At 63.4% G+C, this 24359-nt stretch carries 24 protein-coding genes; 5 read left to right on the top strand and 19 right to left on the bottom strand.

The window, feature by feature from the left end; genetic code table 11:
* Positions 1–27 precede the first annotated feature (27 nt).
* The 3 genes from G3574_RS12370 to G3574_RS12360 all read right to left on the bottom strand — a co-directional run bounded on the left by G3574_RS12370 (position 28) and on the right by G3574_RS12360 (position 3609).
* Positions 28–2277 carry a RelA/SpoT family protein gene (locus tag G3574_RS12370; RefSeq protein WP_163963527.1) on the bottom strand — a complete coding sequence of 750 codons (2250 nt, stop codon included), beginning with the start codon at positions 2275–2277 and terminating at the stop codon, positions 28–30.
* A 7-nt stretch (positions 2278–2284) separates the two neighbouring features.
* Positions 2285–2650, bottom strand: coding sequence for a RidA family protein (locus tag G3574_RS12365; RefSeq protein WP_163963525.1), 366 nt, complete (start codon positions 2648–2650; stop codon positions 2285–2287).
* An 80-nt stretch (positions 2651–2730) separates the two neighbouring features.
* Positions 2731–3609, bottom strand: a complete 879-nt coding sequence (locus tag G3574_RS12360) for an alpha/beta fold hydrolase (protein ID WP_163963523.1) — start codon at positions 3607–3609, stop codon at positions 2731–2733.
* A gap of 132 nt (positions 3610–3741) precedes the next feature.
* Here G3574_RS12360 and G3574_RS12355 point away from each other — a divergent pair, with 132 nt between their 5' ends.
* Entirely contained in the window at positions 3742–4530 is a 789-nt protein-coding gene (locus G3574_RS12355) for a 3-hydroxybutyrate dehydrogenase (protein WP_163963521.1), read from the top strand.
* A 417-nt stretch (positions 4531–4947) separates the two neighbouring features.
* On the opposite strand, the gene speD is transcribed toward G3574_RS12355, so the two are convergent.
* From speD to G3574_RS12330, 5 genes are read right to left on the bottom strand one after another with little or no spacing between them, the layout of a single operon-like run.
* Positions 4948–5331 (bottom strand): adenosylmethionine decarboxylase, encoded by a 384-nt coding sequence (gene speD / locus G3574_RS12350; RefSeq protein WP_163963519.1) that lies wholly within the window; start codon positions 5329–5331, stop codon positions 4948–4950.
* Positions 5328–5498, bottom strand: a complete 171-nt coding sequence (locus G3574_RS12345) for a hypothetical protein (RefSeq protein ID WP_163963390.1) — start codon at positions 5496–5498, stop codon at positions 5328–5330. The genes speD and G3574_RS12345 overlap by 4 nt, the downstream gene beginning before the upstream one ends.
* Positions 5495–6964 (bottom strand): DUF4178 domain-containing protein, encoded by a 1470-nt coding sequence (locus G3574_RS12340; RefSeq protein WP_163963517.1) that lies wholly within the window; start codon positions 6962–6964, stop codon positions 5495–5497. Before G3574_RS12340 ends, G3574_RS12345 begins: the two co-directional genes overlap by 4 nt.
* A gap of 42 nt (positions 6965–7006) precedes the next feature.
* Positions 7007–8041, bottom strand: a complete 1035-nt coding sequence (locus G3574_RS12335; RefSeq protein WP_163963515.1) for an SPFH domain-containing protein — start codon at positions 8039–8041, stop codon at positions 7007–7009.
* A 30-nt stretch (positions 8042–8071) separates the two neighbouring features.
* Positions 8072–8458 carry a DUF350 domain-containing protein gene (locus G3574_RS12330; protein WP_163963513.1) on the bottom strand — a complete coding sequence of 129 codons (387 nt, stop codon included), beginning with the start codon at positions 8456–8458 and terminating at the stop codon, positions 8072–8074.
* A 77-nt stretch (positions 8459–8535) separates the two neighbouring features.
* On the opposite strand from G3574_RS12330, the gene G3574_RS12325 reads away from it, so the two are divergent.
* Positions 8536–10050 carry a polyamine aminopropyltransferase gene (locus tag G3574_RS12325; protein ID WP_205609762.1) on the top strand — a complete coding sequence of 505 codons (1515 nt, stop codon included), beginning with the start codon at positions 8536–8538 and terminating at the stop codon, positions 10048–10050.
* Positions 10050–11663 carry an NAD(P)-binding protein gene (locus G3574_RS12320; RefSeq protein ID WP_163963558.1) on the top strand — a complete coding sequence of 538 codons (1614 nt, stop codon included), beginning with the start codon at positions 10050–10052 and terminating at the stop codon, positions 11661–11663. Before G3574_RS12325 ends, G3574_RS12320 begins: the two co-directional genes overlap by 1 nt.
* A 127-nt stretch (positions 11664–11790) precedes the next feature.
* Here G3574_RS12320 and G3574_RS12315 read toward each other — a convergent pair whose 3' ends face one another.
* Together G3574_RS12315 and G3574_RS12310 are read right to left on the bottom strand one after the other, a co-directional pair.
* The gene (locus tag G3574_RS12315) at positions 11791–12444 is read right to left on the bottom strand and encodes a 3-oxoacid CoA-transferase subunit B (RefSeq protein ID WP_163963510.1); all 654 of its coding nucleotides are present in this window, start codon (positions 12442–12444) and stop codon (positions 11791–11793) included.
* A 15-nt stretch (positions 12445–12459) separates the two neighbouring features.
* Positions 12460–13158: a CoA transferase subunit A gene (locus tag G3574_RS12310; protein ID WP_163963508.1), complete on the bottom strand. Its 699-nt coding sequence runs from the start codon at positions 13156–13158 to the stop codon at positions 12460–12462.
* A 133-nt stretch (positions 13159–13291) separates the two neighbouring features.
* Here G3574_RS12310 and G3574_RS12305 point away from each other — a divergent pair, with 133 nt between their 5' ends.
* Positions 13292–13867 (top strand): PAS and helix-turn-helix domain-containing protein, encoded by a 576-nt coding sequence (locus G3574_RS12305; RefSeq protein ID WP_235953357.1) that lies wholly within the window; start codon positions 13292–13294, stop codon positions 13865–13867.
* A 131-nt stretch (positions 13868–13998) separates the two neighbouring features.
* Here the strand turns inward: G3574_RS12305 and G3574_RS12300 are convergent, their stop codons facing one another.
* Entirely contained in the window at positions 13999–14415 is a 417-nt protein-coding gene (locus G3574_RS12300) for an acyl-CoA thioesterase (protein ID WP_163963506.1), read from the bottom strand.
* On the bottom strand, positions 14412–15188 hold the full coding sequence (locus G3574_RS12295) for an SDR family oxidoreductase (protein ID WP_163963504.1): 777 nt from the start codon (positions 15186–15188) through the stop codon (positions 14412–14414). Before G3574_RS12295 ends, G3574_RS12300 begins: the two co-directional genes overlap by 4 nt.
* 266 nt (positions 15189–15454) lie before the next feature.
* Here G3574_RS12295 and G3574_RS12290 point away from each other — a divergent pair, with 266 nt between their 5' ends.
* Positions 15455–17131 (top strand): electron transfer flavoprotein-ubiquinone oxidoreductase, encoded by a 1677-nt coding sequence (locus G3574_RS12290; protein ID WP_163963502.1) that lies wholly within the window; start codon positions 15455–15457, stop codon positions 17129–17131.
* A gap of 104 nt (positions 17132–17235) precedes the next feature.
* Here G3574_RS12290 and G3574_RS12285 read toward each other — a convergent pair whose 3' ends face one another.
* From G3574_RS12285 to G3574_RS12255, 7 genes are all read right to left on the bottom strand, one after another.
* Positions 17236–17787, bottom strand: coding sequence for an NUDIX domain-containing protein (locus G3574_RS12285; RefSeq protein WP_163963501.1), 552 nt, complete (start codon positions 17785–17787; stop codon positions 17236–17238).
* Positions 17788–17874: 87 nt separating this feature from the next.
* A complete protein-coding gene (locus G3574_RS12280) occupies positions 17875–18180 on the bottom strand; it encodes a DUF2818 family protein (protein WP_163963499.1) in 306 nt (101 codons plus the stop codon).
* Positions 18181–18183: 3 nt separating this feature from the next.
* Complete coding sequence (gene nuoN, locus G3574_RS12275; RefSeq protein ID WP_163963497.1) at positions 18184–19662, bottom strand: NADH-quinone oxidoreductase subunit NuoN; 1479 nt, start codon at positions 19660–19662, stop codon at positions 18184–18186.
* A 74-nt stretch (positions 19663–19736) separates the two neighbouring features.
* Positions 19737–21227, bottom strand: a complete 1491-nt coding sequence (locus G3574_RS12270) for an NADH-quinone oxidoreductase subunit M (protein WP_163963494.1) — start codon at positions 21225–21227, stop codon at positions 19737–19739.
* A 27-nt stretch (positions 21228–21254) separates the two neighbouring features.
* On the bottom strand, positions 21255–23339 hold the full coding sequence (gene nuoL / locus G3574_RS12265) for an NADH-quinone oxidoreductase subunit L (RefSeq protein WP_163963492.1): 2085 nt from the start codon (positions 23337–23339) through the stop codon (positions 21255–21257).
* 26 nt (positions 23340–23365) lie between these two features.
* Positions 23366–23674, bottom strand: coding sequence for an NADH-quinone oxidoreductase subunit NuoK (gene nuoK / locus G3574_RS12260; RefSeq protein WP_163963490.1), 309 nt, complete (start codon positions 23672–23674; stop codon positions 23366–23368).
* A gap of 11 nt (positions 23675–23685) precedes the next feature.
* Positions 23686–24336 carry an NADH-quinone oxidoreductase subunit J gene (locus tag G3574_RS12255; protein ID WP_163963488.1) on the bottom strand — a complete coding sequence of 217 codons (651 nt, stop codon included), beginning with the start codon at positions 24334–24336 and terminating at the stop codon, positions 23686–23688.
* Positions 24337–24359: the final 23 nt, after the last annotated feature.

Genomic DNA, 24359 nt, shown 5'->3' with positions numbered 1-24359 from the left:
GGCCGGGTCCTGCGGACCCATTGCGGCTCATTGCCGCTGCACTTCCAGCACGCCCTTCACTTCACGTATCACGGCCAAGGCCTTGAGCAATTGGGCCGTCGATGAAATCTCGGCGGTGAAGGACATCTTCGCCTGTCCTCTCGCGCTCTGCGTGCTCACGCCGATGACGTTGATCTTTTCGCGCGAAAAGATTTCCGTGATGTCGCGCAGCAGGCCCTGGCGGTCGCTCGCCAGGATGAAGATATCGACCGGATAGACGGTGTCCTTGCCGGACTCGCCCCAGGTCGTGGGAATGACGCGCTCCAGGGCATTCTTGCGGATCTGCGCGAGGTTCTTGCAATTGGCGCGATGGATGGACACGCCCTTGCCGCGCGTGATGAAGCCGATGATCTCGTCGGGCGGGGCCGGCTTGCAGCAGCGCGCGAGCTGGGTCAGCAAGCCTTCGGTGCCGACCACCAGCACGCCGGACTTCGCGCCCTGGGACACGCTCGAGGCGCGGCTCTTGTTCGGCAGCACCGCTTCCTGCGAAGGCGGCGCCTTGGCCTTCTCGTCGTCGGCGTGCAGGACGTGCTCGACGTTGCGCAGGCTGAATTCTTCCTTGCCGACCGCGAGGAAGAGATCGTCGAGCTTGGAGAAGCCGAGCTTGTGCGCCAGTTCCTCGAGATTGATCGCGGTCTTGCCTTCGCGCTGCAGGGTCTTTTCGACCATGGCGCGTCCATGGGACAGGGTTTCCTGCTGCTCGATGGCATTGAACCAGGCGCGCACCTTGGAGCGCGTGCGCGCGCTGACGACATAGCCGGGGCTGAGCCAGTCGCGCGAGGGCCCGACCGCCGCACTGCCGCGGGCGGTAATGATTTCCACCGTCTGGCCGTTCTTGAGCGGGGTGTTGAGCGGCACCATCACGCCATCCACGCGCGCGCCGCGGCAACGGTGGCCGACGTCGGTATGCAGGTGGTAGGCGAAATCGATGGGCGTGGCGCCGCTGGGCAGTTCGATCACGCGCGCCTGCGGCGTCAGCACATAGATGCGGTCATCGAGCGAGGTCTGCTTGAGCTTCTCCACCCATTCGCGCTGGGCGTCTTCCTGCTCCACCACCGCGTCGGCGACCTCGGTTTTCCAGGCCAGCAGCTGGCGCAGGAAGGCGATCTTTTCGTCGTACTTCTGTGCGGCGAAGTTCGATCCGCCGGATTCCTTGTAGCGCCAGTGCGCCGCCACGCCGTACTCCGCGAAGCGGTGCATTTCATGCGTGCGGATCTGCACTTCCAGCGCGCGGCCGTCCTCGGCCACCACCACGGTGTGCAGCGACTGGTAACCATTGGACTTGGGGCGGGAAATGTAGTCGTCGAACTCTTCCGGGATCGGCGTCCAGATGTTGTGCACCAGCCCGAGCACCGCGTAGCAAGTCTTGACGTCATCGACGATCACGCGGAAGGCGCGCACGTCGTGCAGCTCGGAAAAGTCGAGCGACTTGCCGCGCATCTTGTTCCAGATGCTGAAGATGTGCTTGGGACGGCCATATACCTCGGCCTTGATGCCGGCTTCCGCAAGCTCGGACTTCAGGCGGCTGATGGCGCCCTCGACGAAGCTCTCGCGCTCGATGCGCTTTTCCTCGAGCATGCGCGCGATGCGCTTGTAGGTCGCCGGCTCGAGGAAGCGGAAGGACAGGTCTTCCAGTTCCCATTTCAGCTGCCAGATGCCGAGCCGGTTGGCGAGCGGCGCGTACAGGTCCATGGTCTCGCGCGCATAGCGTTCGGTACGCTCGTTCTCCAGCTTGATCTCGGCGAAGTAGCGCAAGGTGGTGACGCGCGACGCCAGCCGCACCAGCACCACCCGCATGTCGGTCGCCATGGCGAGCAGCATCTTGCGCAGGGTTTCCATGTGCTGCGCCGCCTGCTGGGCAGCATGCTTGCCGCTCGTGATTTCCTTGGGCGTGAAGGTCTGTTCATGCAGGCGCATGAGCTGACGGATGCCGCCGACGAGGTCGGCGATGTCCTGGCCGAAGCGCGCGCCGATGCCTTCCGCTTCCTTGGGATCGAGCACGGTCAGCTCGAACAGCAGGCAGGCGATCCGCGAATCGGCATCGGTATTGAGCTGGGCCAGCGTGGCCGCGGCGCCGCGCGAAAAATCGAAGGCGTCCTGCCCGGTGATGACCGCCTTGCCGCGGTACCACGGCTCGACGTAGGCCAGCGCGTCGAGCACGCGCGCGCCGTCGTCCTGTGTCAGGCCCGACGTCAGCTGGACATCGATTTCATTCTGCGCGGATGCGAGGGAAACCATGAAAACCCTAGCGCGAGACCGGTTCGGCGACGGCGGCGGTCACGACCATTTCGACCAGCCATTCCGGCTTGGCCAGCCTGGCCTGGACCGTGGCCCTGGGCGGGGCGTTTCCTGCGGCGACCCAGTCGTTCCAGGCGGCATTCATCGCCGGGAAGTCGGCCAGGTCCGCGAGGAATATCTGGCACATGAGGATGCGCGACTTGTCGCTGCCGGCTTCCGCCAGCAGGCGATCGACGTGGCCGAGCACCTCTTTGGTCTGTCCGGTGATGTCTTGGGTGAGATCCTCGGCGACCTGGCCGGCGAGGTAGATGGTGCCATTGTGGATGGCCGCTTCGGAGAGCGTCTTGCCTACGTGCAGGCGGGTGATGTCCATTGCTCGAACTTCCTTGTTTCCTTGTGTCGTCTTGCCGTGCCTGCGCCTTCAGCTTCTGCCAGCCGCGGCTTCCTACTATATCAACCCGCCAGGAATCGTGCCGCCACGTCGACCTGGTCCTGGCGCAGGAAGGTTGGCGCATGGCCGACGCCCGCGAATTCCACCAGCTCGGCCTTCGGGCCGCGGCCGGTCATGGCCCGCGCGGTTTCGGCGCTCAGCAAGTCCGAATCCGCGCCGCGCACCAGCAGCGTCGGGCAGCGGATCGCATCATAGGCATGCCACAGCACGGCTTCAGCCTGCTTCGCCGCCTCCGGCGTGGACGCCTTGATGGGCACGGCGATGCGCGGGTCGTAGTGCCGCCGCCATTGACCATCCTTATCCTCGCGCAAGACATCGGCGGTCATCTTGCGCCATTCTTCGTCGGTGTGCGTTCCGAAGGGCGCGGAAATCGCGCGGATGTATTGCTCGCCTGCCTCGAAGCTGCTGAAGCGCGTGTCTTCGCCGATGTAATCGCCGATGCGCGCCAGGGCGGCCGGATTCAGCGCCGGACCGACATCATTGAGAACCAGACGCTCTATCGGCGAACCGGGCATGGAGGCCAGCAGCATGCCGATGAGCCCGCCCATCGATGTGCCGAACCAGTGCACGGTTTCGGCGTCCGCGCGCGCCAGCAGGGTCACCATGTCGCTGACATACTGGGGAATCTGGTAATGCTGGGGGTCGCGCAGCCAGTCGGAGCGGCCGCGGCCGACGACGTCCGGGCACAGCACCCGGTAGCGGCCGGCCAGCGCCATGGCCAGCGTGTCGAAGTCGTCGCTCACGCGGGTGACGCCGTGCAAGCACACCAGCACCCGGGGATTGTCCGGATCGCCCCATTCCTTGTAGGCCATGCGATGCAGGCCGGCGGGAGACAGGCATTGCACCTGGCGCGAACGAAAGCTTGGCGCGGACTGTGTCATTTTGGGAAGTATCCGATTGTCATCCTCGCATTTTACTGATGGTTCCGCTTAAAATCTTGTGTTACTTCGCCGTTCGACCAAATAAGATTCGTTGAATCAACTAACAAATATCCATTTCTCACAGAGGGTTACATGAAGACGCTTCAAGGAAAGACCGCACTCGTCACCGGGTCGACATCGGGCATCGGCCTGGGCATGGCCAGGAAGTTCGCCGCCGAGGGCGCGAACATCGTGTTCAACGGTTTCGGCGACCCGAACGACATCAAGGCCGTCCAGGAAAGCGTGCAGTCGGAATATGGCGTGAAAACCGCCTACCACAATGCCGACATGTCCAAGCCCGCGGAAATCGAAGCTATGATGCGCCATGCCGCCGAGCAGTTCGGCGCGGTCGACGTGCTGGTCAACAACGCCGGCATCCAGCACGTGGCCAACATCGAGGATTTCCCTGTCGATCGCTGGGACGCGATCATCGCCATCAACCTGACCTCGGCCTTCCATACCACCCGCCTCGCGCTGCCCGCGATGAAGCAGCGCAACTGGGGCCGCATCATCAACGTCGCTTCCGTGCACGGCCTCGTCGGTTCCGCGCAGAAATCGGCCTATGTCGCGGCCAAGCACGGCATCGTCGGCCTGACGAAGGTAACGGCGCTCGAGACCGCGCAGACCGGCATCACATGCAACGCCATCTGCCCGGGCTGGGTGCTCACGCCGCTGGTGCAGAAACAGGTCGATGCCCGCGCCTCGCAGCAGGGACTGTCGAACGACGATGCCAAGCGCAGCCTGCTCGCGGAGAAGCAGCCTTCCGGAGACTTCGTGACGCCGGAGCAACTCGGGGACCTGGCGGTATTCCTGGCCAGCGATTCGGCCAGCCAGGTAAGGGGCGTGGCCTGGAACATGGATGGGGGCTGGGTGGCGCAGTAAGCGGCGGTTGCGCGTTTCTGGCAGTTCTTGGGATCCCATTGTGCGTTTCTCTGGACGACCAAAATGGGATTCCCGCCTTCGCGGGAATGACAGAGGTAGGCGGATGCTCCCTGTCGTCGGGACAGTCTCGAGTCATGCCGATGCGGCAGGAGGTCGAGTCACCATCTCCCTTTCAGATGCTGAGTACCGAGGAGAACGGCATCCGCTCAAACCATCGAACGAGGCTGTACGAAGTGACTCCCACATGGGGGTTGAAGCAGCTTTCTTTGGGTACTTTCTTTATCTGCTGATAAAGAAAGTACCTGGGCCGCCGGGACCAGCCCCGGCAAGTCCCCACGGAGTGGGACCCGCAACCGCTTCACCGGAGAGAAAACAGTAGAAATGGGATTCCGGCCTTCGCTGGTATGACACAGGCAGTCAGAAATGCCTGAGTAGGTCGAGCACACCCTCCCCCCGCCGCTCTTCCCTCAACTCCACCCGCCGCGCGCCAAGCGCCGACACCACGATCTCGACCGCATCTCGCGGCCGGCAACCCCCGCACATGAACGCATCGAGCGCCGCGAATCCATGTTCCGGCCAGGTATGAATGCTGATATGCGACTCCTGCAGCAGCAGCACGCCGGTCACGCCCTGCCCCGGCCCGAAATGATGAAAGCGCGAAAAGAGCGGCGTGGCGCCCGCTGCATGAGCGGCGCGCAGCAGCGCGTTTTCGATCGCCACGGGATCACCGAGCACCTCTGACGGCGCGTCATGCAGGTCGGCCAGCACATGCCGCCCGAGCGCATCTCCTTGCTTGCTCACTTGTGCCCTCCCGAATAGCTACCGCCGCCACCGCCATAGCTGGGCGACCCGCTGCGCGTGCCCCAGTTGCTGGACGATCCCGGCTGCGAGGTCAAGTAGCTGAGGTTGGTGCACGTGGTGAGCAGCACCACGATCGCACCATAGAGGATGTAGGCGAACTTGATCATTCACGCTCTTTCGTGAAATGGCGGATCACGAACACCGGGATCCAGAGCAGCAGCGCGGCGATCAGGATCAGGCGCAAGCCGCGCGAGCCGCTGCCGATGGAGATCGGCAGGTTGAGCAAGAGCAGCAGCAGGCTGAAGAGAAAGGCAGGGCGGAATCCCAGCCTGGGCCCCGGGACGGAAGCGGCCGGCTCGGGCGTGGCGGCAAGGTCCTTTTTCTTGAACCATTCGCCGACCTGCCTGGCAGGAATGCGCGCGCTTTTCGTCCAGACGACTTCGTTGGGATTGCTTTCGGCCGTGACCTTGCGCTCGCCGCTGGTGAATTCGCGCAGGTGGGTGCGGTCGTCGACCGAGACGCGCCAGTTGAAGGCGCCGGCGGCGTAGCGCACGATGGAGTCGTAGCGTTCGCCGCGCCGATAGGTGACGCCGTCCACCGCCACCTCGCTGTCTCCGCGCGCGGCCGGCCATTCATTGAGCACGTCGACCCGGTCCCAGCCCTGGTCGCTTTCCACCAGCCAGAGAAAGCCGCGCTCGGGGTGGTGCAGCAGGTACTCGGTCCAGCCAGGGTCGCCCTCCTCGCCGGAATCGCATTGCAGGAGTCCGATGAGGTCGTAGTCCTGCCCGTCGATCCGTCCCTTGTCGCCGAGCGCCAGCGTGGTGGTGACGCGTTCGAGTTCTTCCGCCTTCTTCAGCACCAGCGCCTTGTCGGTGGAACAGTCGACCTCGGCATGGCAGGCCGGGCACACCACGTGGAAGGCCATGCCGGCCTTGTAGGCGATGCCGCTGCCGCAGCTCGGGCAATCCAGCGCCGCGGTCTGGCCGCGGAAATGGCCGGCGCTCTGCGCGATGGCGTCCTTGTCGCGCAGCAGCTGGCAGCGCAGGCCCTCCAGGGTGACGGCCTTGCCGAGATAGGCGGCCGGCACGTCGCCATCGGAGTAATCGAGCGTGAGGAAACGATGGCCGCAACGAAGGTCGGCCACCTTCGCTTCCCAGCCGCGGCCGACCCGGAACGGGAGTTCGCCGTTCCAGCTGATGCAGCGGGCGGTGCGGATGTCCGATACGAACCAGGTATCGCCGCCATGCTGGTGGGCCTGGCCGGGATGCAGGCTGTCGAAGGCGGGCGGCGACGGATCCTGGGCAGGCACGGTCATGACGTACTGGCCCGAGGCGTCGGACAGCCAGCCATCGCTGCCGTCGTCGAACAGCACGTACCATTCGTTCCAGTATCCCGCGTCGTAGCGCAGCTGGATGCGGCCGACCACCGAGAACGCCCGGTTCTCGTAGGAGCCAGAGGTGGTGATCTGGATCGGCGAATAGTCTTCGAGCGCCTCGGCCACCTTGCCGATATTGCGAACGGAATCGGCATCCTTGAGCAGGGTGCTCTGGCAATACTCGCACACCGCCATGACCGAAGCGGCGGAGCGGAAACTGACTTGCGCGCCGCAGTTCGGGCAGGAGACGGTTTGCATGCGTGGTGGCCGTGGGGTCAGTGCGTCATTGCTTCATCGCGGTCAGCCGATCAGCTTCTTGAGGATTTCCGCCTTGGCGCTGTCGTAGTCGCCCTGGGAAATCAAACCCTTGTCGAGCATGCCCTTGAGCTGGCCCAGGCGCGCCGACGGGTCTTCCGCGGGCTGCGCCGGAGCGGCTGTTGCAGCGGCCGCAGGGGCCGCAGGCGCGGCGGGCGCCTGCGCCGCCTTCATGGCGTCGGCCATGGTCTGTCCCATGACCACGCCGGCGGACAGTCCCGCGCCCACGCCGGCCAGGCCGCCTTCGTTTTGCGCCGCCAGCGGCACCGAGCTCGCCACCTGGTACTGGGTGTACTTCGCCATGTCGCCGACCATGCCCATGGAAATCCGGGTGTCGAGCGCCTTCTGCAGTTCTTCCGGCAGGGAGACGTTCTCGACCACGAAGTTGTCGAGCGCGACGCCGTAGCGCTCGAACACCGGCGCCAGCGCCAGCTTGATCTGGTCCGCCATCAGGCCCTGGTTGGCGGCCATGTCGAGGAAGGGAATGGACGAGCCGCCGAGCGCCGAGGTCATGGTGGAGATCACCATGTTGCGCAGCTGCTGTTCGAGTTCGTCGCGGGTGTAGGAGGCGCGCGTACCGCTGATCTCGGTATAGAACTTGCGCGGATCGGCCACCTTGTAGGAGTACATGCCGAAGGCGCGCAGGCGCACCATGCCGAAGTCCTTGTCGCGGATGGTGATGGGCTGCGGCGTGCCCCACTTGCGGCCGAGCTGGAGGCGGGTGCTGAAGAACACCACGTCCGACTTGAAGGGCGACTCGAACAGCTTGTCCCAGTTCTTCAGGTAGGTCAGGACCGGCAGGGTCTGCGTCGTTAGCTTGTACATGCCCGGGCCGAAGACGTCGGCGATCGCTCCTTCGTTGACGAAGACCGCCATCTGCGACTCGCGCACCGTGAGGCTGCCGCCGTACTGGATTTCGTAGTCTGCCATCGGATAGCGCCAGGCCAGCACGCCGTCCTCGTCCTCGTTCCACTGGAGGATGTCGATGAACTGCTTCTTGATGAATGAACCCAGGCCCATGTTTCTTCCTTTCAGGGAAAGCGGGGTTGGTCAGGAAATGCAGGCGGCATTGACGATGCCGATCGTGAGCGAGGACACGGCCATCAGTGACCCCATCGCGAGGTTGTTCTCCTCGATCGCGTTGCACATGTCGGGCACGCTCTTGGCCATGAGGATGTAGCAGACGACCTGGACGACCATCGCACCCACCGCCCAGGCGAGGAACATGAGGTAGGTGCCGTTGTGCAGGATGCTGGAAGCCAGGGTGAGGCAGAAGCCGATCAGCGCGCCGCCGAGCGACATCGCCGCCGCCATGTTGCCCTGGCGGATCAGCTTGAGCTCGTCGTAGGAGGTGACCCAGGTGTAGAGGGCGAAGAAGATCCCGAGAAGCACGAAGCCCGTCAGAAGGTACATGGCGTAGGCATATGCCTGTAACATACGAAACCTCCGGATGAGTTGAGCAGCGGCTTGACCACATGCCATCGTAGCAAGCAAAGGGATATCCGACAACCCGTATGATCCTCGACCGCACCCTGATCCTCTCGGTCTTCATCGTCGCCTCGTGCGGGCTGGCCTACGAACTCATCGCCGGCGCGCTGACCAGCTACCTGCTGGGCGACTCGGTGCTGCAGTTCTCTTCCATCATCGGCTGCTACCTGTTCGCGATGGGCGTCGGCTCCCACCTGTCGAAGTATGTCAAGGAAGAGGACACGCTGTCCCGCTTCATCGACATCGAGCTGCTGGTCGGCCTGCTCGGCGGCATCTCGGCAACCTTCCTGTTCCTGATCTTCGCCTGGCTGTCGGCGCCCTTCCGCACCGCGCTCTATGCGCTGGTGTTCCTGATCGGCATGCTCGTGGGCATGGAAATCCCTCTGGTGATGCGAGTCCTGAACGGCCGCCGCACGGAGTTCCGCGAACTCGTGAGCCGGGTGCTCACCTTCGATTACCTCGGCGCGCTGGCGGTGTCCCTGCTTTTTCCCCTGGTGCTGGCGCCGAAGCTCGGGCTGTCGCGTACCGGCTTGCTGTTCGGCATGCTCAACGCCGGGGTGGCGCTCTGGACCGCCCTGACCTTCCGCGACGATGTGCGCGACAGCGGCCGGCGGGTCTTCCTCGCGACGATGGTGATGTGCCTGCTGGGCCTGGGCATGCTCACCTCCGACCGCCTGACGCAATGGGCCGAGAAGGGCCTGTTCGGCGACGAGATCATCTATGCCACCACCACGCCCTACCAGCGCATCGTGGTCACACGCTGGAAGGACGACATGCGCCTCTACATAAACGGCAACCTGCAGTTCTCGTCTCGCGACGAGCATCGTTACCACGAAGCCTTGGTCCATCCGGCGCTGGAGAAGGCGGCGTTCGCGAAGTCGGTGCTGGTGCTGGGCGGCGGCGACGGCATGGCGGTGCGCGAGATCCTGCGCCACGAGCATGTCGAGCATGTCACGCTGGTCGATCTCGATCCGGCGATGACCACGCTGTTTTCCCATTCCGAACCGCTGGTGAAGCTCAACCACGGCTCGCTCAAGGACCGCCGCGTCACCGTCGTCAACGATGACGCCGGGCGCTGGCTGGAAAAGAACGACGGCGTCTTCGACGTCATCATCGCCGACTTCCCCGATCCCTCCAACTTCGGCCTCGGCAAGCTGTATTCGGTGCCGATGTATCGCCTGATGGCGAAGCATCTCTCCGAGAACGGCTTCCTGGTCGTGCAGTCGACCTCGCCATTCTTCGCGCCGCGCGCGTTCTGGTGCATCGACGCGACCCTGCGCGAGGCTGGATTCCACACCTGGCCCTACCATGCCTACGTGCCGTCCTTCGGCGAGTGGGGCTTCGTGGTCGCGGCGAAGCACGACCGGTTCACGCCGCCGGAACGCTATTCGCTGCCGATGCGATTCCTCGACGCCGACTCGACGCGGCTGATGTTCAGCTTTCCCGCCGACATGAAGCGGGTGCCGGTGGAACCGAACCGCCTCAACAGCCAGTCGCTCGTGCATTACTTCGAGGAAGACTGGCACCAGGTCCTGCGATGATCTCCCGGCGCGGCTTCGTTCTTGGCGGCGCCGGCATGCTGGCCGGCCTGCCCGGTTGCGGCCGCCTGCCCTGGCGCAGCGTCGTGCCCGAGGTGAGCCGGCCCGGGATGGAAGCCGGTCATATGCTGCGCGACGCCGGCGCGATTCCCGCTCCCTCCGGGGAAGTCCGCGCCGGCACGGTCATCCTCGGCAGCGGCATCGCGGCCCTGTCGGCGGCATGGAAGCTGGCCCGCGCTGGGAGGAAGGATTTCCTCGTCCTCAGCGGCCCCGAGTTTTCGGGCAACGCTGCGGGCGGACGCTTCGGCGACCTGCCCTACCCCTGCGGCGCGCACTACCTGCCCCTGCCCTCGCTCGAATCGTCCCACGTGCGAGAGATGCTCGCCGACCTCGGCGTGATCCTGCGCGGAGCCCAGACGGCCCGGCCGTATTTCGACGAGCGCTGCATCGTGCATGCGCCTGATGAACGGCTGTACTTCCGCGGGTCCTGGCAGGACGGTTTCATGCCCAGCCAAGGCCTGTCGCCCGAGGAGGCGCAGGAACACAAGCATTTCCTCGACCTCGTGCAAGACCTGAAGACGCGCCGAGGCAATGACGGCCGCAAGCTGTTCGCGGTTCCCGTGGCGCTGTCGTCGCGCGATCCGGCATGGACGGCCCTCGACGGCAAGACCTTCCGCACCTGGCTGCTGGAGCAAGGCTACCGGTCGGCGACGCTGCACTGGTACCTGGACTACGTCTGCCGGGACGAATACGGCGCGCGGCACGACAAGATATCGGCCTGGGCGGGACTGCATTATTTCGCGAGCCGCGGCGGCCAGGCGGAAAACGCGTCCGACGGCGCGGTGCTGACCTGGCCCGATGGGCTGCAAGCCCTGGCGCGCGGCCTCAAGGAACGCATCCTGCAAGTCCATCCCGCCGCGTTCATGGACGGCATGGCCATGCGTCTCGACGAAACCGCCGGCGGCGTGGAAGTGCTCTGCCTGCAGGCGGAAGGCGCATCGCGCCGCGCGCTGCGCATCCGGGCGGATCGCGCGATTTCCGCCATGCCGCTGTTCGTCGCCTCGCGCATCGCCGACCTGCGCCGATTCGGCTTCGATGCTCGCGATCACCTGCCCTCCTACGCTCCCTGGACGGTGGCGAATTTCCTGATGGATGGCTTTCCGCCAGAAGACGCCGGCGTGCCCCTGGCCTGGGACAACGTCGTGTACCAGGGACGCGGGCTGGGCTACGTCGTATCGACCCACCAGGACCTGCGGGTCGCGATGCCGCCGAAAACCGTGTTCTCGGCCTATCACGCGTTGTCCGCGCGCGACCCGGCACAGGTGCGCGACTGGCTGGCCAAGTGCGGGACGGAAGAATTGTTCGAGGAAGTGGCGGGCGACCTGCAGCAGGTCTATGGCTGGCAGCTAAGGCGCTTCATCGAGGCGGTTTCGATCACGGTACGCGGTCATGCGATGGCGTCGCCGTTGCCGGGGTACTTGTCCAACCGGGGGTTGCAGGCTTTGCGGGAGACGGATGGCAGGGTGTTGTTCGCCCATGCCGACCTGTCGGGGTATTCGGTGTTCGAGGAGGCCGCGTGGTGGGGAGTACGGGCGGCGGAGAGAATACTGGGGTAGACGGACGAGGAATTGCGCGGACACGCTGCCTCATCAACTGTCATTCCCGCGCAGTCGGGAATCCCATTTCGGTTGCCCGGAGTGGCGATCAATGGGATTCCCGACTGCGCGGGAATGACAAAAACAATCAGGCGACGGCGCTGACGTCCAGCGGCGCACCGGTCTGCTCGACCAGCTCATCCTTCGTCACGCCCGGAGCGAGTTCGACCACCTTCAGGCCCTGCGGGGTGACGTCGATCACCGCCAGGTCGGTAATGATGCGGTTGACCACGCCCACGCCGGTCAGCGGCAGGTTGCACTGCTTGAGGATCTTGTGCGAGGTGGAGCCGTCCTTGGCCTTCGCCACATGCTCCATCAGCACGACCACGCGGCCCACGCCGGCGACGAGATCCATCGCGCCGCCCATGCCCTTGACCATCTTGCCGGGAATCATCCAGTTCGCGAGGTCGCCGGTTTCGCTTACCTGCATCGCGCCGAGGATGGCGATGTTGATCTTGCCGCCGCGAATCATCGCGAAGGAGTCGGCCGACGAGAAGAAGGAAGAGCCCTTCAGCGAGGTGACCGTCTGCTTGCCCGCATTGATCAGGTCAGCGTCGACCGCATCTTCGGTCGGGAAAGGGCCGATGCCCAGCAGGCCGTTTTCCGACTGCAGCCAAACCTCGATGTCGGTCGGCACGTAGTTGGCTACCAGCGTCGGCAGGCCGATGCCGAGGTTGACGTAGAAACCGTCCTGCAGTTCTTTCGCCGCGCGCGCGGCCATTTCATCACGAGTCCATGCCATGTTCGTTCTCCCCTGTTACTGTGCACGGATCGTGCGTTGTTCGATGCGCTTTTCCGGCGTCGCGTTGACCACGATGCGGTGCACGAAGATGCCGGGGGTGTGAACCTGGTCCGGATCGAGTTCGCCGGTCTCGACCAGCTTCTCGACTTCCACGACGGTGACCTTGCCGGCCATGGCGACGTTCGGGTTGAAGTTGCGCGCGGTCTTGCGGAACACCAGATTGCCCGCCTTGTCGGCCATGTAGGCCTTGACCAGCGACACGTCCGCCACCAGCGAACGCTCCATCACGTATTGTTCGCCGTCGAATTCGCGCACTTCCTTGCCGTCGGCGACGATGGTGCCCACGCCGGTCTTGGTGAAGAATGCCGGGATGCCGGCGCCGCCGGCGCGCAGCTTTTCCGCCAGCGTGCCCTGGGGCGTGAACTCGAGCTCGAGTTCGCCCGCCAGGTACTGGCGTTCGAATTCCTTGTTCTCGCCGACGTAGGAAGCGATCATCTTCTTGATCTGGCGGGTGGTCAGCAACTGGCCCAGGCCGAAACCGTCGACGCCGGCGTTGTTGGAGATTGCCGTCAGGTTCTTCGCGCCGGAATCGCGCAGCGCGGCGATCAGCGCTTCGGGGATGCCGCAGAGGCCGAAGCCGCCGACGGCGATGATTTGCCCGTCCTTGACAATGTCAGCCAGCGCGCTGGCCGCATCGGGATACACTTTATTCATGCCAACCCTCTTTGTTTTTGGTGAAATGACCGAGTGAAAACCGCGCGAGCCGCGCCCTCATGATGCCCGCCAGCATAAGATGGTGGACGAGTTGCCCGCAATACCGTAAAAATACCAATTTTGGATGTGGATAATGCCCGCCCCGGCCATGACCGTTCCGCTCGACATCAGTTTCGAAACCATTTTCCAGCATGCGCCCGTGGGCATGTGCGTTTCCCAGCACCGGGTGATCCATGCTTGCAACGACGCCTTGGCGGCGATGTTCGGTTACGCGGCCGGCGAACTGGTGGGCCAGTCCTTCCGGGTACTCTACCCTACTCTCGACGAATTCGAGCGCACCGGCGCCCGCATCGTGCCCATCATGAGCGCCAAGGGCGTGTATTCCGACGAACGCATCATGAAGCGCGCGAACCAGGAGCTATTCTGGTGCCATGTCAGCGGACGTTCCTTGATCCATGACGACCCGCATGCGGCCGGCATCTGGACTTTCGAGGATTTGAGCGCGAAGCGGCCGGTCACCGCCGAGCTCACCCCGCGCGAGCGGGAGATCGCCGCGCTGCTCGTGGAGGGCAAGACCAGCAAGCTGATCGCGCGGCAGGTCGGGCTGAGCCCGCGGACGGTGGAGATGCATCGGGCGAAGCTGATGCGGAAGTTTTCGGCGTCGACGTCGAGTGAGCTGGTGCACAGGCTGGTGGGGGTGACGGGATAGACAGAAGGGGTTTGGCGGCCTGGAGCTGGTTCGCGCCTACCTCTCTCATTCCCGTCTACCTCTGTCATTCCCGCGAAGGCGGGAATCCCATTTCGGTGGTCCGGGGCAACGTAACCGCCGGGCCAGCGACCTCACCCTCCCACCACCTCCCGCAACCACGCCGGCAACGGCGCCGACTTCTCCGCCGGAAAGTTCACCCACACCGTCTTCGCCCCGCCCTCCGCGGCCAGCACCTCCGGCGCGTCCACGCGGCGGATCTCGTGCGTCATCTCGAAGCTGGTGCGCCCCGGCTGCCCGACGTAGGTCCTGACCTCGATCTCGCCCGGGTATTTCAGCTGCTTGATGAAGGTGCAGCGGGCATTGATGATCACCGGCCCTTCGCCCGAGGGATCCGGCTCGCACCCGACCCGGGTGAACCAGTCGATGCGCGCCGTCTCCATGTAGCGGAAATAGACCGTGTTGTTGACGTGCCCCATGGCATCCATGTCGCCCCAGCGGATCGGCATGCGCATGGTATGGACCAGCTTCATCGGCGTGGCGTCGCTCATGCCGCGCTCATGCCGTCGTCGGCGGCCATGATCGCGCCGTTGATGAAGCGCGATTCGTCGGAGGCGAGCAGAAGCAGCAGGCCATCGAGGTCTTCCGGCGTGCCGAGGCGCTTGCGCGGCAGCATGTTGATGAGGGTCTTGCCCTGCTCGGTCGCGAAGTAATCGGAATTGATCTCCGTCTCGATGTAGCCGGGGCAGATCGCATTGACGTTGATGCCGTAGCGGCCCCATTCCACCGCCATGGACTTGGTCATGTGCACGACCGCGGCCTTGCTCATGCAGTAGATGCCGATCTGCGGCAGGATGCGCAGTCCGGCGACCGAGGCGATGTTGATGATGCGGTGCTGCTTGCGCGGGTCGCCCTTGGCGCGGGCAATCATGCGCTTGGCGGTTTCCTGGGCCACGAAAAAGGCGCCGCGCTGGTTGGTATCCATGACGAAGGCGTAGTCGTCGGGCGTGACGTCGATCAGGCGCTGCGTGGTCGAGACGCCGGAGTTGTTGACCAGGATGTCGATCGGGCCGGCCTCGGTCTCTGCATGGGCAATCGCCGCCTTGATGCTGCCGTAGTCGGTCACGTCGAGCGTCACGACGTGGGCTGCGCCGCCTTCCGATTCGATTTCCGCGCGCAGCTCCTTGAGCCGTTCGACGCGCCGGGAAGCCAGGACGACCTGCGCCCCGCCCTTCGCGAGCACCTTCGCGAAGCGGGCGCCAAGGCCGCTGGATGCGCCGGTGATCAATGCAATCTTTCCTTCGAAATTGGTTTCGATTCCCACGGTGTACTCCTTGTTCTTAGGGGAAACTTCATCTACAGTCACGTGCCCGCGCGCACGGGCGGGGCATGGAAGGCGGGCCGGACGGCGCAAGAAGCCGCGCCGGCAGGAGCCGCTATGATTACATAGTTTGCGCGCCGCCATGCGTCCGTCCGGGCGAAGAAAAGCCCGCCGCGGAACGGTTTCTAGAATGTTGCGTCTAGCATTCTGTCGCAAAATCCACGACAATTAGCACAGTCGTTCGAAAAAATTCTAACCAGGTGACATCCATGACGCAGACTCAAGACCTCATCGAACAATACGGCCCGCGCGAAGCGATGGAATACGACGTGGTTATCGTCGGCGGCGGTCCCGCCGGCCTCTCTGCCGCCATCCGCCTCAAGCAGCTCGCCGCCGAACAGAACCGCGAGGTCTCGGTCTGCGTGCTCGAGAAAGGCTCCGAGATCGGCGCCCACATTCTCTCCGGTGCGGTCATGGACCCGATCGCCATGAACGAGCTCTTCCCCAACTGGAAGGAAATGGGCGCGCCGCTCGATACCGCCGTCACCGAAGACCGCTTCATGTTCCTCACCGAACAGAAGGCCTACAAGACGCCCGAGTGGGCGCTGCCGGCCTGCTTCCAGAACCACGGCAACTACGTCATCTCCCTGGCCAACGTCGTGCGCTGGCTGGGCCAGCAGGCCGAGAGCCTGGGCGTGGAAATCTTCCCCGGCTTCCCCGCCGCCGAGGTGCTCTACAACGACGACGGCTCGGTCAAGGGCGTGGCCACCGGCAACATGGGCATCGACCGCCATGGCAACCCGACCGACAGCTTCCAGCTCGGCATGGAGCTGCATGCGAAGTACACCTTCTTCGCCGAAGGCGCGCGCGGCCACCTGGGCAAGCAGCTCATGAGCAAGTTCGAGCTCAACAAGGGCCGTGATCCGCAGACCTATGCCATCGGCATCAAGGAACTGTGGGAGATCGATCCGGCCAAGCACAAGCCCGGCCTGGTGATCCATACCGCCGGCTGGCCGCTCGACGCCGACACCTATGGCGGTTCCTTCCTCTACCACATGGACAACAACCAGGTGGCGGTGGGCTTCGTGGTCGGCCTGGCCTACCAGAACCCCTACCTGTCGCCGTATGAAGAGTTCCAGCGCTACAAGACGCACCCGGAGATCCGCAAGTTCTTCGAGGGCGGCAAGCGCATTTCCTACGGCGCCCGCGCACTGGTCGCCGGCGGCCTGCAGTCGCTGCCCAAGCTGACCTTCCCGGGCGGCGTGCTGATCGGCTGCGACGCCGGCTTCCTGAATGCATCCCGCATCAAGGGCAGCCATGCCGCGATCAAGACCGGCATGATGGCGGCCGAGGCGGCGTTCGCGGCGCTGGGCGAGAACCGGCAGTACGACGAGCTGACGGCCTTCCCGGAAGCGTTCGAGAAGTCGTGGCTGAAGGAAGAGCTGTACAAAGGCCGCAACTTCAAGCCGTTCATGACGCAGGGGCTGTACAAAGGCACGCTGATGGTGGGCATCGACCAGGTGCTGTTCAAGGGCAAGGCGCCCTGGACCCTGCGCCACAAGCATGCCGACCACGAATGCCTGCGCCCGGCGTCGGACTTCCAGCCCATCCAATATCCGAAGCCGGATGGCAAGCTGACCTTCGACCGGCTCTCCTCGGTGTTCATCTCGAACACCAACCATGCGGAAGAACAGCCGGCGCACCTGACGCTGAAGGATCCGACGGTGCCGGTGAAGATCAACCTGGCGAAGTATGCGGGGCCGGAGCAGCGCTACTGCCCGGCGGGCGTGTACGAGTATGTGAAGAACGATGCGGGGGATGAGCGCTTGCAGATCAATGCGCAGAACTGCGTGCATTGCAAGACCTGCGACATCAAGGATCCGACGCAGAACATCGTGTGGGTGACGCCGGAGGGCGGCGGCGGGCCGAACTACCCGAACATGTGATGCATGTCCGCCTGGAGGATGTCTGGATGAAGCCTTCTCGCGGGTGAAACGCAATAAAAAAAGCCGCTTCCAAGCGGCTTTTTTATTTCAGGACTGCGCGCCGGTCAGAGCGTCCATTCTCCCTTGAGGATCTTGTCGAGCCAGAAGGTGCCGATGACCGTCTTCACGTCGCTCACCTTCCCTTCCCGGATCCATTGCAGCATCTCGGGCAAGGTGGCCTTGAAGGTTTCGAGGAATTCGCCCTCATCCAGCTTGGCGTCGCCCGCGGTCAAGCCGCGCGCGAGGAAGATGTCGAGATGCTCATCCGAGTAGGCGATGGCGTTGTGGATGGTGCAGACAAACTGCCATTCCGTCGCGGTGTAGCCGGTTTCCTCCAGCAGCTCGCGCTTCGCGCATGCTAGGGACTCTTCGCCCGGGTCGATCTTGCCCGCGGGGTACTCGATGAAAACCTGTCGCAAGGGGTAGCGGAATTGCCGCTCGAGCAGGATGGAGCCATCGTCGAATACCGGGAGCACGACGACGGCGCCCGGATGCTTGATGTATTCACGCTTGGTGGTTTTGCCGTCGGGGAGACGGATGGTGTCCTTCTGGACCTTGAGGAAATGGCCTTCGTAGGCCACGGCGGTATCGACTTGGGTTTCCTGCAGATGCTCCATCGGATGCTCCATTCAACGACATGCCGGAGATTTTGACACGGCGGCCGGGCAAGCGGTTACCACAGATCAAGCACTTGAACGCCGGATCTATTGACGATGGCGGCGAAGATAGCGGAAGACGAAACCGGGGAAGGCGAGCACCAGGAAGAGGCAGGCCGTGATCGCATAGAACTCCCAGGTCTGGCTGAAGACGTTGCCGATCCGGGATTCGATCAGGTATCCGACCAGGCCGACGAGGAAATACAGGACGATCAGCTCAAGAAGGCGCATCCACAGCGGCTTGCGCTCGCGCGAGACGGGAATGAGCCCGAACAGGCGCTCATTCACGAAAGGCAGGTTGGCCGCGGCGATGCCAAGGAGAATGACGATCCACGCCGAGGAAGACGCCTCCACGGATCAGGAAGTCAGGGTCTTGACGATCGCCGTCGCGCACAAGGCCATCAGCGGACCGGGCAGGATGCCGAGCAGCAGGACGGCGATGCCATTGATGCTCAGCGTGGCGCGCATGCCGCCGCTGACCTCGATGCGGCTGTTGTCGACGGGTTCGTCGAAGTACATGGCTTTCACGACACGCAGGTAGTAGAAGGCGCCGATCAGGGAGAGCAGCACGGATACCACCGCGAGCCAGACCTGGCCGGTGCTCAGCACGGCCTGCAGTACTTCCAGCTTGGCGTAGAAGCCGACGGTCGGCGGAATGCCGGTCAGCGAGAACATCAGGATCAGCATCACGAGCGCGAACCAGGGGCTGCGCTGGTTGAGGCCCTTGAGGTCGTCGATGTTTTCCGCTTCGAAGCCGGCACGGGCCAGCAGCAAGATGATGCCGAAAGTGCCGAGCGTGGTCAGCACGTAGGTCACCGAATAGAACATCGCGGCGCTGTAGGCATTGGCGGCGTAGGACATGTTGCCATTGACCACGCCGGCCAGCATGCCCAGCAGCATGAAGCCCATCTGCGCGATCGTGGAATAGGCGAGCATGCGCTTGAGATTGGTCTGCACGATGGCGGTGATGTTGCCGACCGCCATCGATAGCACCGCCAGCACGGTGAGCATCTGTTGCCAGTCCATCGCGAGCGGGAACAAGCCTTCCACCAGCATGCGCAGGGTGATGGCGAACGCCGCCAGCTTGGGCGCGCCGCCGATCAGCAGCGTGACCGGGGTGGGCGCTCCCTGGTACACGTCCGGCACCCACATGTGGAAGGGCACGACGCCGAGCTTGAAAGCAAGGCCGGCGACGACGAACACCACGCCGAAGACCAGGATGGTGCGGTTGACGGTATTGGATGCCGCGACCTTGGCGATTTCCGTCAGGTCCAGCGAACCCGTCGCGCCGTAGAGCATGGAGATGCCGTACAACAGGAAACCGGAGGACAGCGCGCCGAGGATGAAGTACTTCATCGAGGCTTCGGTCGACACCGCATGGCCGCGGCGCAGGGCGACGAGCGCATACAGCGACAGGGACATGAGCTCCACGCCGAGGTACACGATCAGCATGTTGTTGCCGGAAATCATGACCATCTGTCCGAGCAGCGAGAACAGGGCAAGCACGTAGAACTCGCCGCCGAGCGTGCCGTTGAGCATCTGCCGGTCGCCGGCGTACTGGCGCGAGTAGATCAGCGTGATCCCGACGCCAAGGCAGCAGAACAGCTTGAGCAGCGCGGCCATCGGATCGGCCACGAACATGTGGTTGAAGGTGTAGTAGGTCGAGCCATAGTCCTGCATCGCAAGGATGGCCGTCACCAGCAGCACCACCAGGCTGAGCAGGTGGGTGACGCCGCGCTTGGCCTCGCCGAGGAACATGTCGAGCAGCAGCAGCCCCGAGGTGGCGACCAGCAGGAAGATTTCCGGATACACCGGCATCAGGTTAGTTTGGTTCATGAGTTTTTCACTATCGTCGCTGGGTCCCTGACGTGGCGATCACCGCCACGTCGACCATACTTCCACCGCGGAACTTACTTGATCTTCGACACCGACACATGCTGGAGCAGATCGGCCACCGAGGTTTGCATCACGTCGGTGAACGGCGCCGGATACAGGCCCATGGCCAGCGTGGCGATCGCCAGCACGCCCAGCATCGCGAATTCGCGGCCGTTGAGGTCGGTCAGTTCGGCGACATGCTTGTTGCCGATGGCGCCGAACACCACCCGCTTGACCAGCCACAGGGAATAGGCAGCGCCGAAGATCAGGGCGGTTGCCGCCAGCAGGCCGATCCAGAAATTGAATTTCACCGCGCCGAGGATGACCATGAATTCGCCGACGAATCCCGAGGTCGCCGGCAGGCCGCAGTTGGCCAGCGAGAACAGGACGAAGAACGCGGCGAAGCGCGGCATGGTGTTGATCACGCCGCCGTAGTCGGCGATCTGGCGGGAATGCATGCGGTCGTAGAGCACGCCGATGCAAAGGAACATGGCGCCCGACACGAAACCGTGGGAAATCATCTGCACGATGCCGCCCTGCACCGCCATGTCGTTGAAGACGAAGAAGCCGAGGGTGACGAAGCCCATGTGCGCAATCGAGGAGTACGCAACCAGCTTCTTCATGTCCGCCTGCACCAGCGCCACCAGGCCGATGTAGATCACGGCGATCAGCGAGAGCGTGATGATGAAACCGGAAAGCGCATGGCTGGCGTCCGGCGCGATGGGCAGCGAGAACCGCAGGAAACCGTAGGCGCCGAGCTTCAGCATGATCGCCGCCAGCACCACGGAACCGCCGGTAGGCGCTTCCACGTGCGCGTCGGGCAGCCAGGTGTGTACCGGCCACATCGGCACCTTCACCGCGAAGGCCATCAGGAAAGCCAGGAAGATTAGGATCTGGGCGTTGAGCGGCAGAGCCAGCTTGTGCCACGCGAAGATGTCAAAGCTGCCGCCCGCCTTGAAGTACAGGTAGAGAATCGCAACCAGGGTCAGCAGCGAGCCCAGCAGCGTGTACAGGAAGAACTTGATCGCGGCATAGACGCGGTTCGGTCCGCCCCAGACGCCGATGATGATGAACATCGGGATCAGGGTCGCCTCGAAGAAAACGTAGAACAGCAGGCCGTCGGTTGCGCAGAACACGCCGATCATCAGGCCGGAGAGGATCAGGAAGGCGCCCATGTACTGCGCGACGCGTTTCTCGATCACTTCCCAGGCGGCGATCACGACGATGACAGTGATGAAGGCCGTCAGCAGCACGAACCAGACCGAGATGCCGTCGACGCCGAGCGCATAGCTGACGTTGAACTGCTGGATCCAGGGTGCCTTCTCGACGAATTGCACGCCGTGCGCGGCCTTGTCGAAATTGCTGATCAGCGGCAAGGTCGCGAGGAAGCTGACGATCGAGCCGATGAGCGAGACCCCGCGCACCAGGCCGGGATTGCTGTCACGGCCGACGGCCAGGACGATGAGTCCGAACGCAATCGGCAACCAGATTGCGAGGCTCAGGAGAGGAAAAGTTGACTGCGTCATGGTTGTTATTTGCTCTACTTGGCCAACTTATTTGGCGAACAACGGGAACGGCATGAAATACATCAGGAAGAACAGCACGCCGAGGATCATCACGAATGCATAGTGGTAGATGTAGCCGGACTGGAAGTGGCGGATCAGGGCGGACAGCCAGCCCACCATCTTCGCGCTGCCGTTGACCACCAGGCCATCGATCAGGGTGCGGTCGCCAACGGTCGACAGGCCGCCGCCCAGGACGCGGGCGCCCTTGGCGAACACCGCCTCGTTGATCTTGTCCATGAAGTACTTGTTCTCGAGCAGCGTGTAGATGCCATGGAACTTGCTGAAGAACCATGCCGGCACGCGCGGATTGATCATGTAGCAGTAGTAGGAGGCGGCAACCCCAGCCAGCGCCAGCCAGAACGGCGCCGAGGTGAATGCATGGATGCCCATTTCGACCGCGCCGTGGAATTCTTCGGTCAGTTCATGCATGGCGTGGTGGTTTTCACCCACGAAGATCACGCCCTTGAAGAAATCGCCGAACAGCATCGGGCCGATGGCCAGGAAGCCGATCACGACCGAGGGAATCGCCAGCAGGATCAAGGGCAGCGTCACGACCAACGGCGCCTCGTGCGGCTTTTCGCCGGGGGCCAGGCCGTGATGGTGGTCGTGCGCGCCGTCATGGTCTTCCTCTTCGTGGCCGGCATCCGCATGGCCGGCGCCATGGCCGTGCGCTTCGTCATGCGCGTGGGCCTTGCCGAAGCGCTCTTCCCCGTGGAATACCAGGAAGTACATCCGGAAGGAGTAGAAGGCTGTCACGAACACGCCGGCCAGCACCGCGAAGTGGGCAAAGCCCGAACCCGGGATGTGGGAAGCGGCCACTGCTTCGATGATGCTGTCCTTGGAGTAGAACCCGGAGAAGAACGGCGTGCCGATGAGCGCCAGCGAACCGAGCAGCGAAGTGATCCAGGTGATGGGCATGTACTTGCGCAAACCGCCCATGTTGCGGATGTCCTGGTCATGGTGCATGCCGATGATGACCGCGCCGGCGCCAAGGAACAGCAAGGCCTTGAAGAAGGCGTGGGTCATCAGGTGGAACACTGCCACCGAGTAGGCCGAGGCGCCCAGCGCCACGGTCATGTAGCCGAGCTGGGAAAGCGTGGAGTAGGCCACTACGCGCTTGATGTCGTTCTGGATGATGCCGAGGAAACCCATGAACAGCGCGGTGATGGAGCCGATGACGATCACGAACGACAGGGCGGTATCGCTCAGCTCGAACAGCGGAGACATCCTTGCAACCATGAAGATGCCCGCGGTTACCATCGTGGCGGCGTGGATCAGCGCGGAGATCGGGGTCGGACCTTCCATGGAATCCGGCAGCCAGACATGGAGCGGGAATTGCGCCGACTTGCCCATGGCGCCGATGAACAGGCAGATGCAGGCCACGGACAGCAGCATCCAGTCGGTGCCCGGCAGCAGCAGCTTGGCGAGTTCCTCGCGCTTGGCGAAGACTTCGGTGTAGTTCATGGAACCGGCATAGGCCAGCAGCAGGCCGATGCCCAGGATGAATCCGAAGTCGCCCACGCGATTGACCAGGAAGGCCTTCATGTTGGCGAAGATCGCCGACGGGCGCGTGAACCAGAAGCCGATGAGCAGGTAGGACACCAGGCCGACCGCCTCCCAGCCGAAGAAGAGCTGGAGGAAGTTGTTGCTCATGACGAGCATGAGCATGGAGAAGGTAAAGAGGGAGATGTAGGCGAAGAAGCGGTTGTAGCCTTCGTCGTCGGCCATGTAGCCGATGGTGTAGATGTGCACCATGAGCGACACGAAGGTCACCACGCACATCATCATGGCGGTGAGGCTGTCGACCATGAAGCCGACCTCCAGCTTGAGCCCCATTACGGTCATCCAGTTGTAGACGGTGCCGTTGTAGGTGGCGCCGTCCATGACCGCCATGAGCGTCTGGAAGGAGAGGATGAAGGCGATCAGCACGCCCAGGATCGTGACCGAATGCGATGCCGCCCGGCCGATCTTGTTGCCGAAGAACTTGGTGCCGAACAGGCCCGCGATCGCGGAACCTGCCAAGGGTGCCAGCGGCACAGCCAGAAGTACGTTAGGGTTGAGTTGCCCCGCCATGATGGACCTTATCGTTATTGTCGTGATTAACCTTTGAGCGCGTCGAGGTCTTCGACATTGATGGTGTCCAGGTTACGGAACAGCACCACCAGAATGGCGAGACCAATCGCGGACTCCGCGGCAGCCACGGTCAAAATGAAGAAGACGAAAATCTGACCCGCCGCGTCGCCGAGATAGTACGAAAACGCGATGAAGTTCATGTTCACTGCGAGCAGCATCAGTTCGATGGCCATCAGCAGGATGATGATGTTCTTGCGGTTCAGGAAAATGCCGACGACCGAGATCGCGAACAGGATCGCGCCAAGGATCAGATAATGTGCGAGCGAAAGCGCCACAGTGCTACCCCTTATTGTTTTTCTGCCGAAGCGGCCGGCGCAGCGCCAGCGCCGCCGTTCACGCGGGTCGATTCGGCCTTCATCGACACCATGCGGATGCGGTCGTTGCGGCGAACCTTGACTGCCGCGGCCGGGTCGTTGTACTTGCTGTCCTTGCGGCGGCGCATCGTCAGGGCCACCGCGGCCACGATCGCCACCAGCAGCACGACGGCGGCGATTTCGAAGGCATAGACGTATTGCGTGTAGATCAGCTTGCCGAGTTCCTTGGTGTTGCCGATGTTCGCGGAAGCCGCGGGAACGACGGTTTCGGATGCGCCCCAGAAGCCGTGCAGCAGGACGGCGGACATCTCGAGCACGACCACCACGCCGATCAGGGCGGCAATCGGGAAGTAGCGCCAGAACCCTTCACGCAACTTGTCGAGGTTGATGTCCAGCATCATCACGACGAACAGGAAGAGCACCATCACGGCGCCGACGTAGACCAGCACCAGCACGATCGCCAGGAATTCCGCCTTAAGGAGCAGCCAGATGCCGCCTGCCGAAAAGAACGACAGGACGAGGAACAGCGCCGCATGCACCGGGTTGCGGTCGGTGATGACGCGCAGCGCGGCGAAGATCAGAATCGCCGAGAACGCGTAGAACAGAAAGGTTTTGAATTCCATAGTGGTCCAGATAAGTCTGCAAG

Source organism: Noviherbaspirillum galbum, from assembly GCF_010974945.1.
Lineage (GTDB): Bacteria > Pseudomonadota > Gammaproteobacteria > Burkholderiales > Burkholderiaceae_D > Noviherbaspirillum > Noviherbaspirillum galbum.
This window is presented reverse-complemented; position numbering and strand designations above follow the sequence as displayed.

Coding starts and splice junctions, on each gene's coding strand:
- G3574_RS12370 (WP_163963527.1), bottom strand. CDS start 2,277: ATGGTTTCCCTCGCATCCGCGCAGAATGAAATCGATGTCCAGCTGACG.
- G3574_RS12365 (WP_163963525.1), bottom strand. CDS start 2,650: ATGGACATCACCCGCCTGCACGTAGGCAAGACGCTCTCCGAAGCGGCC.
- G3574_RS12360 (WP_163963523.1), bottom strand. CDS start 3,609: ATGACACAGTCCGCGCCAAGCTTTCGTTCGCGCCAGGTGCAATGCCTG.
- G3574_RS12355 (WP_163963521.1), top strand. CDS start 3,742: ATGAAGACGCTTCAAGGAAAGACCGCACTCGTCACCGGGTCGACATCG.
- G3574_RS12345 (WP_163963390.1), bottom strand. CDS start 5,498: ATGATCAAGTTCGCCTACATCCTCTATGGTGCGATCGTGGTGCTGCTC.
- G3574_RS12340 (WP_163963517.1), bottom strand. CDS start 6,964: ATGCAAACCGTCTCCTGCCCGAACTGCGGCGCGCAAGTCAGTTTCCGC.
- G3574_RS12335 (WP_163963515.1), bottom strand. CDS start 8,041: ATGGGCCTGGGTTCATTCATCAAGAAGCAGTTCATCGACATCCTCCAG.
- G3574_RS12330 (WP_163963513.1), bottom strand. CDS start 8,458: ATGTTACAGGCATATGCCTACGCCATGTACCTTCTGACGGGCTTCGTG.
- G3574_RS12325 (WP_205609762.1), top strand. CDS start 8,536: ATGATCCTCGACCGCACCCTGATCCTCTCGGTCTTCATCGTCGCCTCG.
- G3574_RS12315 (WP_163963510.1), bottom strand. CDS start 12,444: ATGGCATGGACTCGTGATGAAATGGCCGCGCGCGCGGCGAAAGAACTG.
- G3574_RS12310 (WP_163963508.1), bottom strand. CDS start 13,158: ATGAATAAAGTGTATCCCGATGCGGCCAGCGCGCTGGCTGACATTGTC.
- G3574_RS12305 (WP_235953357.1), top strand. CDS start 13,292: ATGCCCGCCCCGGCCATGACCGTTCCGCTCGACATCAGTTTCGAAACC.
- G3574_RS12300 (WP_163963506.1), bottom strand. CDS start 14,415: ATGAGCGACGCCACGCCGATGAAGCTGGTCCATACCATGCGCATGCCG.
- G3574_RS12290 (WP_163963502.1), top strand. CDS start 15,455: ATGACGCAGACTCAAGACCTCATCGAACAATACGGCCCGCGCGAAGCG.
- G3574_RS12285 (WP_163963501.1), bottom strand. CDS start 17,787: ATGGAGCATCTGCAGGAAACCCAAGTCGATACCGCCGTGGCCTACGAA.
- nuoN (WP_163963497.1), bottom strand. CDS start 19,662: ATGAACCAAACTAACCTGATGCCGGTGTATCCGGAAATCTTCCTGCTG.
- G3574_RS12270 (WP_163963494.1), bottom strand. CDS start 21,227: ATGACGCAGTCAACTTTTCCTCTCCTGAGCCTCGCAATCTGGTTGCCG.
- nuoL (WP_163963492.1), bottom strand. CDS start 23,339: ATGGCGGGGCAACTCAACCCTAACGTACTTCTGGCTGTGCCGCTGGCA.
- G3574_RS12255 (WP_163963488.1), bottom strand. CDS start 24,336: ATGGAATTCAAAACCTTTCTGTTCTACGCGTTCTCGGCGATTCTGATC.